The sequence below is a fragment of the Sphingomonas sp. S-NIH.Pt3_0716 genome (assembly GCF_003950715.1).
Classification (GTDB): Bacteria; Pseudomonadota; Alphaproteobacteria; order Sphingomonadales; family Sphingomonadaceae; genus Sphingobium; species Sphingobium yanoikuyae_A.
This window is the reverse complement of record NZ_QLJK01000077.1, coordinates 1-4598: the sequence shown is the minus strand read 5'-3', so window position 1 is coordinate 4598 and position 4598 is coordinate 1. Positions and strand designations below refer to the sequence as shown.

The 4598-nt window shown below is 62.5% G+C and carries 3 protein-coding genes; 1 reads left to right on the top strand and 2 read right to left on the bottom strand.

Features of this window, described 5'->3' with window-relative positions; genetic code table 11:
- Nucleotides 1–110: 110 nt before the first annotated feature.
- The gene (locus BRX37_RS25895) at nt 111–896 is read right to left on the bottom strand and encodes an SDR family NAD(P)-dependent oxidoreductase (protein WP_004213209.1); all 786 of its coding nucleotides are present in this window, start codon (nt 894–896) and stop codon (nt 111–113) included.
- Nucleotides 893–1444 (bottom strand): recombinase family protein, encoded by a 552-nt coding sequence (locus tag BRX37_RS25890; protein ID WP_004213210.1) that lies wholly within the window; start codon nt 1442–1444, stop codon nt 893–895. The genes BRX37_RS25895 and BRX37_RS25890 overlap by 4 nt, the downstream gene beginning before the upstream one ends.
- Before the next feature lie 139 nt (nt 1445–1583).
- Between BRX37_RS25890 and BRX37_RS25885 the strand changes: the two genes are divergently transcribed.
- Nucleotides 1584–4541: a Tn3 family transposase gene (locus tag BRX37_RS25885; protein WP_031286087.1), complete on the top strand. Its 2958-nt coding sequence runs from the start codon at nt 1584–1586 to the stop codon at nt 4539–4541.
- The last annotated feature ends 57 nt before the right edge of the window (nt 4542–4598 follow it).

Genomic DNA, 4598 nt, shown 5'->3' with positions numbered 1-4598 from the left:
GGGGTGACTACACGAAAGTGACGTATCTGCACGCTAAGGGCGAACAAATCCGGTACGATGCCAGCAGATGCTATTCGCAGGCTTTCCTGCCCCTTTTATGTGGTGCCGCCCTACGGGCGCCGATATGGGAGGGCGGCAATCCGATTGACCAACGATCGAGGTAGAACCCTGCTCGCCAAATATGTGAGCTGGTTGCCCATCCCCGGTATGGCGAAGGATTGCCGATAAACCAGAGCGTGGACTGCATGGGCCGCGCACCGGTCAACGTCCATCAAACCCAACCTCCCCCACTTCAAATCGCTGAGGGCAGCCATGTCTGTGTCGATTCCACCGGGTGCAAAAGATCCAACACTCACTCCCGTCCCGGCAAGCTCCACGGAAAGCGCTCGCATGAGGGTGCTCACATAGGCTTTCGACGCGCCGTAGACCGCTTGGAAGGGCACGGATGTTTCGCCCGCCAGGCTCGACACGGCGATTACTGAGGATTCAAACGGCTGCTCCCTGAAAATCGCAATCAGGCGAGCCAGCAAATCCGTGAAACCGAGTATGTTTGTTTCAATTACCTCGGCATAAGTGTCGGCACGGCCTGCATCAAATGAACCAACGCTCGTCATTCCGGCAACCAACAAAGCGGCTGTTACTTGCAATTCTGCAACCTTAGCCGCGATTTTCTCCCTGCCCTCGATTTCACGTTGATCAGCCACTATAATCTCGCACGGCACATTGAACCGCTCGTCAATTTCGGTCTGTAGCTCCCGCAAGTTGTCGAGCCTTCGTCCAACAATCAGGGGCTTGGCCTGGTACGATGCCGCCAAGCGGAGGGCGGACGCTCTGCCCAAACCGGTCGAAGCCCCTGTGACCAGCACCCACGAGTTCTTGATCGCCAGCGGTTTCACGCGTTTTCCAGAGCCTTGTATAGGGCGGTTTTGCCGATCTTGAGCCGGGCCGCCGCCTCACGAACAGTGAGGCCCGCTGCGATATGCGCCCGCGCTTTACGTAGTTTGTCGGGGGTAACGACAGGCCGGCGACCACCCTTGTTGCCCCGCTCGCGTGCGGCCTTGAGGCCGGCATGAGTGCGTTCACGGATCAGGTCACGCTCGAATTGGGCCAGCGAGCCGAAGATGTTGAACACCAGCATGCCGCCCGAAGTGGTGGTGTCGATATTCTCGGTGAGTGAGCGGAACCCGATGCCGCGCGCCGCAAGCTCGCCGACCTTCTCGATCAGGTGGCTCATCGAGCGGCCGAGGCGGTCGAGTTTCCAGACCACCAGCGTGTCGCCGGGGCGCAAATAGGCGAGCGCTTCGGTTAGGCCAGGCCGATCGGCTTTTGCCCCGGATGCGTGATCGTCGAATATACGGTCGCACCCGGCAGTGTTCAGCGCGTCAAGCTGGAGCGACAGCTTCTGGTCTGCGGTCGAGACGCGCGCATAGCCGATCAGCGCCACATGATGCCCGATCCTGTCCGTTTTCCCGTCATTATGCGATCTTGTCCGAATCGCCGTTACAGGTCCAGAGTTAACGGACATATTCCTGTTGGCCGCCAGAGGACCGTCTGACGGACACGCAAAGCGAAGGAGATGATGCTTGGCGAGACGGCGACTGGTGAGCCTGGAAATCTGGGCGAGGCATTATGGCGCGCCGCTCGATGAGCGCGAGATCGCGCGTCATTATACGCTGACCAGCGACGACCTGGAAATTGTCGGCCGCCGTCGCGGCGATGCCACCCGGCTCGGCTATGCGATGCTCATGCTATATATGAGATGGCCTGGCCGTGCGCTGGAAGCGGGCGAAGTCCCGCCCGCTCCTGTGCTCGCCTATGTGGCGCAGCAACTCGGCGTCGCGCCGGCAGCCTTCGCGGATTATGCCCATCGGGACCAGACCCGTCGCGAGCATCTCGTCGAAATCCGACGATCGCACGGGTTCAGGATTTTTGACCGCAACGCTTTCCGTGAAGTTGTCGCCTTCTCGGTCCCAATCGCGCAGACCATCATACACCCCGGCCAGATGGCAGACGTCATCGTCGATGAACTCCGGCGCCTGCAGATCCTCCTGCCTTCTCCGTCGATTCTCGAAGCGGTGCTGCGGCGGGCGCGCCAGCAAGCCGAACAGCTTACCTATGAAGTGCTCACGAATGGCCTGCTGCCTGACACCCTTCAGGGCCTGGACGATTTGCTGGCCCGACGACCGGGGCAGGTCGCGACATGGCTATCCTGGATGCGCAATGCGCCACAATCGCCGGCAGCGCGCAACATCCTGCGCCTGATCGAACGGCTCGCCTATATCCGCGCGCTGGGCCTCGATCGCGCCCGTGCCGACATGATCCCGGCTTTGACTTTTGACAGGCTGGCGGACGAAGGCAGCCGCATCACACCCCAGCACCTTGGCGAACTCAATGCCCTGCGCCGCCATGCGACGCTGGCGGCAACCGGCATCCGGCTTGAGGAAAGCCTGACCGACGCCACCCTGACGATGTTCGACAAGCTGTTGGGCAGCATGGCGCGCCGCGCCGAGAACCGGACCCGCGACAAAGCCCTCAAGACGGTGCGCGAGTTGCAAGGCCACCTCCGGACGCTCACGGGGTCTTGCCGCCTCCTCATCGACGCGCGCAGCAAGGGCGTGGATTCTCTGGCGCAGATCGAGGCGCTGGACTGGCAGCACTTCGCCGTGGCCGTCGAGCAGGCCGAAGTGCTCGGGCGACCGGAAACCGTCGATCGCACCGCCGAATTGATCGAGCGGCATCGGACGGTGAAGCTCTTTGTCGGCGCTTTTCTCAACGCCTTCGAGTTTCGCGGCGCCGGCGCGGTTCAGGGGCTCCTGTCAGCGCTGGCCATCATCGCGGAGCTATATCGGACCGGCAAACGGCGCTTGCCTGATCGCGTGCCGCTACGCTTTGTGCCGCCCGCATGGCGCCCGTTCGTCCTGCGGGATGGCATCGTTGATCGTGCCGCTTATGAACTATGCGCCTTGTCGCAACTACGCGAGCGGTTGCGAGCCGGGGATATATGGGTCGCGGGAAGCCGGCAGTTTCGCGATTTCGACAGCTATCTCATACCGCCGGCGACCTTTGCGGCGCTGCGCGAGAAGGGGCCGTTGCCGCTCGCCATCGAAACGGATTTCGAGCGCCATATCGAGGAACGGCGCACCAGGCTCGACACGGCGATCGAGCAGGTAACGGTCCTTGCACGGCAAGGGGAGCTGCCCCAGGTTAAGCTTGACGAAAACGGTCTCATCATCTCGCCGCTGAAGGCGGCAACACCGCCCGCCACCGAGATTGCCCGTCGCGCCGCCTATGATCGACTGCCGCGCGTGAAGATCACCGATCTTCTGCTGGAGGTCGATGCCTGGACCGGGTTCAGCGAATGCTTCATCCATCGTCGTTCGGGCCGGGAAGCCGACGATCGCAATGCGCTGCTCACGGTCATCCTCGCCGATGGCATCAATCTCGGCCTCACACGCATGGCGGAAACCTGCCGGGGCGCAAGTCTGCGTCAGCTCGCCCATCTTCACGACTGGCACATCAGCGAAGCCGCCTATGGCGAAGCGTTGGGAAGGCTGATCGACGCCCATCGCGCCATGCCGCTCGCCGCGCTGTGGGGAGACGGCACCACTTCGTCGAGCGACGGACAGCAATTTCATGCCGGGGGCCGTGGGGCCGCGATCGGCGACATCAACGCGCGCAGCGGCAACGAACCAGGCGTTGCCTTCTACACCCATGTCTCGGATCGATATGACCCCTTCGCAAGTCGGGTGATCGCGGCGACCGCTGGCGAAGCGCCCTATGTGCTGGATGGCTTGCTGTATCACCAGACCGGCCTGACGATCGAGGAGCACTACACCGATACGGGCGGGGCATCGGACCATGTGTTCGGCCTCATGCCCTTCTTCGGCTACCGCTTCGCGCCGCGCCTGCGCGACATCAAGGAGCGTCGTTTACACCTCCTTCCCGGCCAAGAATCCGGCCCCTTGCTTGCCGGCATGACGGCCGAACCGATCGCATTGGGTCATGTCGCGGCGCATTGGGACGAACTGCTGCGGTTCGCCACGTCGATCCGCACCGGCACCGTCACTGCTTCGGCAATGCTGCGCCGCTTGTCCGCCTATCCGCGACAGAACGGACTGGCCCTCGCACTACGCGAGCTGGGCCGCCTCGAACGCTCCATTTTCATGCTCGACTGGCTGCGCGACATCGACCTGCGCCGGCGCACCCAGGCGGGCCTCAACAAAGGCGAAGCCCGCAACGCGCTCGCCCGCGCGCTCTTCTTCAACCAGCTCGGCGAACTGCGCGATCGTCGGTTCGAGAACCAGACCTATCGCGCCTCCGGCCTCAACCTGCTCGTCGCCGCCATCATCTTGTGGAACACTCGCTATCTCGAAATGGCGCTGGCGGACATCGGCACAGCCGACGAAATCGCACGCCACATCGCGCCATTGGGCTGGGAGCATATCTCGCTGACCGGTGACTATAGCTGGAATGTTGAAGATCAACCCGATCCGGACGCCTTGCGACCGCTGCGCGCCGTCAACTCCCTACTTGCCGCGTGACGTTCGCTATCCGTTCGCCCTTTCCGTGCAGATACGTCACTTTCGTGTAGTCACCCC